3 protein-coding genes are annotated in these 3,056 nt (G+C 49.1%); all 3 read left to right on the top strand.

Annotated features, from left to right (window positions below; translation table 11 throughout):
* The first annotated feature begins 13 nt into the window (after positions 1-13).
* Positions 14-235 (top strand): DUF167 domain-containing protein, encoded by a 222-nt coding sequence (locus tag Q0628_RS13300; protein WP_073319163.1) that lies wholly within the window; start codon positions 14-16, stop codon positions 233-235.
* 61 nt (positions 236-296) lie between these two features.
* Positions 297-2,528, top strand: a complete 2,232-nt coding sequence (locus tag Q0628_RS13305) for an HD domain-containing phosphohydrolase (RefSeq protein WP_298771745.1) — start codon at positions 297-299, stop codon at positions 2,526-2,528.
* A 190-nt stretch (positions 2,529-2,718) separates the two neighbouring features.
* A partial coding sequence (locus Q0628_RS13310) for an SDR family NAD(P)-dependent oxidoreductase (protein WP_298771749.1) occupies positions 2,719-3,056 on the top strand: 338 nt, incomplete at its 3' end.

The following is a 3,056-nucleotide window of genomic DNA, read 5'->3' on the forward strand; positions in this document are numbered from 1 at the left end:
CGCCTAGTACTTTATGCGAATAAATATCAAGGTACATGCCCGGAGCAAGCGCGAAAGCGTGAGTGAACTCCCGGACGGGAGCTACAAGGTCGAAGTCAAGGCTCCTCCGGTAGATGGGGCGGCGAACGAAGCCATCTGTGAACTCCTGGCAGACCATTTTGGAGTGCACAAAAGGGATGTTTCGGTAGTTTCGGGCGCTACAAACAACAAAAAAATAGTGGAAATTATAAAGTAGGACTCTTGGGAGTCCTTTTTTTATTTATTTTAGGAGTGTTAAGAAGGATGTATTGGGTCAAATGAAAACGGCTCTCAAAAAGTTTTTTGATTTTGAAAACGGCTCCAGCTTAAAAAGCGTGGTATTGCTCATTATTGCCGGCCTGTTATTGAACATCATTCCGGCGAAGATAGCGCTAGCGCTCCATCTGCCGCTATACCTGGACTGTCTGGGTACCATCATTACCGCCATGCTTGGCGGCAACCTGCCGGCAGTCATCGTCGGTTTTACCTCGAATGCGATTAACGGTATTTCGGACCCCGTGACCATGTTCTACGGGGTGATCAGTATTTTTATTGCTGCCCTTGCAACATTCTTTTACCACCAGCGCTTTTTCAAGAACATTCCGCGCCTGTTTGTCGTGATCCTTTCGTTTGCCTTGATCGGCGGCGGAATCGGATCTGTATTTACCTATTTCCTGTACGGATTCAATTTTGGCGAAGGCATTTCGGCTCCGTTCTCGATTGCATTCCACGAAGTCCTTGGCTGGAGCAAATTTACTTCGCAGCTTTGGGCCGACATTGTCCTCGACTTCTTTGACAAGGGCGTTGTCGTTATTTTTGCGGTGTTCCTTTTCCGCTTTATTCCCCGCTTCATCAAGAACCACTTGAATAGGGTGTTCCTGCGCGTCAACAGCAACGATGTCATGAAGAAGATGGTACGTCATTCCTTGCTGCGCAAGGTGGTGTACATGGTGATTGTGGCAGAAGTCCTGTTGGGTGGTCTCGCTTGTACGATTGGCTTTTTCTTGTACCGCGAAAACTCCGTCAATAGCTTTATCGGTATTGCAAACGGTGTGACCAAGGCGGCGTCTACGGCAATTAATCCTGAAAAGGTCGAAGATTATATAGCCCGTGGCTACGAGGTCGATGACTATGCGTTTGTGAGGAAGGTCCTGTACTCTATTAGAGAAAGCTTCCCCCAGACCAAGTACCTGTACGTGTACCAGATTCGGGAAGACGGTTGCCATGTGGTATTCGACTTGGATACCGAAGGTGAACCGGGAGGTAAACCGGGCGATGTGGTGGAATTCGATCCGAGTTTTGAACCGTATTTGTCGACTCTTTTGGCCGGCGGCGAGATTGAACCGATTATCTCGGATGACAAGTACGGATGGTTGTTGACCGTATATCGACCGATCCGCAATTCGTCGAACAAGACGGTTGCCTATATTGCGGCTGATATCTCGATGGAAAATATCATTCGCGACGAAGCAATCTTCTTTATCAAGATGCTTTCGCTGTTCTTTGGTCTTTCGATTATCATCATGAGTATCGTGCTTGAACTGGTGAAGCGCGGCGCTGTGATTCCCATGAACCAGATGTCCTTGGCCGCAATGAAGATTGCTGCCAATACGACTCGCGCCAGCATGCTTGAATCCGAAAAGGTGGACCTTGAAAGCATTAGGGATAGCGTGGAACGCCTCGGGAAAATCGGGGTCAAAACTAGCGACGAAATTGAGCACTTGTACGAGTCCATCTATACGATGGCGAGCGATACCTATAACTTTATCCAGCGTGTGCAGGAACAGAACGAACGTATCCGGCGCATGCAGGAAATCATTATTATGGAATTCGCTGAAGTCGTCGAAGCCCGCGACAAGAGCACCGGTAATCATATTAAGAAGACCGCTGCCTATGTGGAAGCCTTGGCCGAGCAGCTCAAGAAAGAAGGCAAGTTCTCCGACGTGCTCACCGAAGAGTTTGTGCAGAAACTCAAGCGCGCCGCTCCTCTCCACGACATCGGAAAGATTGCCGTGTCCGACTTGATCTTGAACAAGCCGGGCAAGCTCACCGACGAAGAGTTCGGCATCATGAAGAGCCACACCACCGAAGGTTGGAAAATCCTTACGAAGATGGTGGAAGATGCGGGCGATACCATCGATGCAAATTACCTGAACGAGTCGATAGACATGGCCCACTACCACCACGAGAAGTGGGACGGCACGGGTTATCCGACAGGAATCAAGGGCGAAGAGATTCCACTCTCAGCAAGAATTATGGCGGTTGCCGATGTGTTCGATGCCCTGGTCGCCGAACGAGTATACAAGAAGCCCTTTACCTACGAGAAGGCGATGGCGATCATTACCGAAGGAGCGGGCAGACATTTCGACCCGGAAATTGTCGAAACATTCACGCATATATCTGAGAAGCTCTACAGCGAAAGGACGAGGCTTGATCAGTCCGGCTCCGAAGCGAGCATCGAACTTGATAAATCCACGGCTCCAGAAAAGAGTGACGCCCCGAAGTCGTAGAGAACAGGGGTGAAACGCTTTGTCTGTAGGTGGCGGAGCCTTGTACCCGGCTATTTTGAACAAATGAACTGTCATTTCGCCCCTTGATTTTGTATTTTTGTCGCTTTTGTGATTGGTTGGGAAGGCCGTTTCCGTTTTTTTTGTTAAATTTGCGATGAAAAATAAACTGAAACGAACTGTGGGAGGACCTATGAAAGTTGCTTTGGTTACAGGTGCTGCACGTGGCATTGGTAAGGCTGTGGCACTGCGTTTTGCCGAGCAGGGAGCCGATGTGGCTATTACCGATTTGGTGATTAACGAGGCTGCGGAGCAGACCGTAAAGGAGTTGGAGGCTTTTGGCGGTAAGGTGAAGGCCTACGCCTCAAATGCAGCATCGTTTGATGAGGCTCACGAGGTGGTGAAGCAGGTGGTTGAAGATTTTGGTCGCATAGATATATTGGTAAATAACGCAGGTATCACGAAGGATGGCCTTATGATGCGTATGTCGGAGGCACAGTGGGACGCTGTGATAAATGTGAATTTGAAGTC

The sequence above is a fragment of the uncultured Fibrobacter sp. genome (assembly GCF_937877005.1).
Classification (GTDB): Bacteria; Fibrobacterota; Fibrobacteria; order Fibrobacterales; family Fibrobacteraceae; genus Fibrobacter.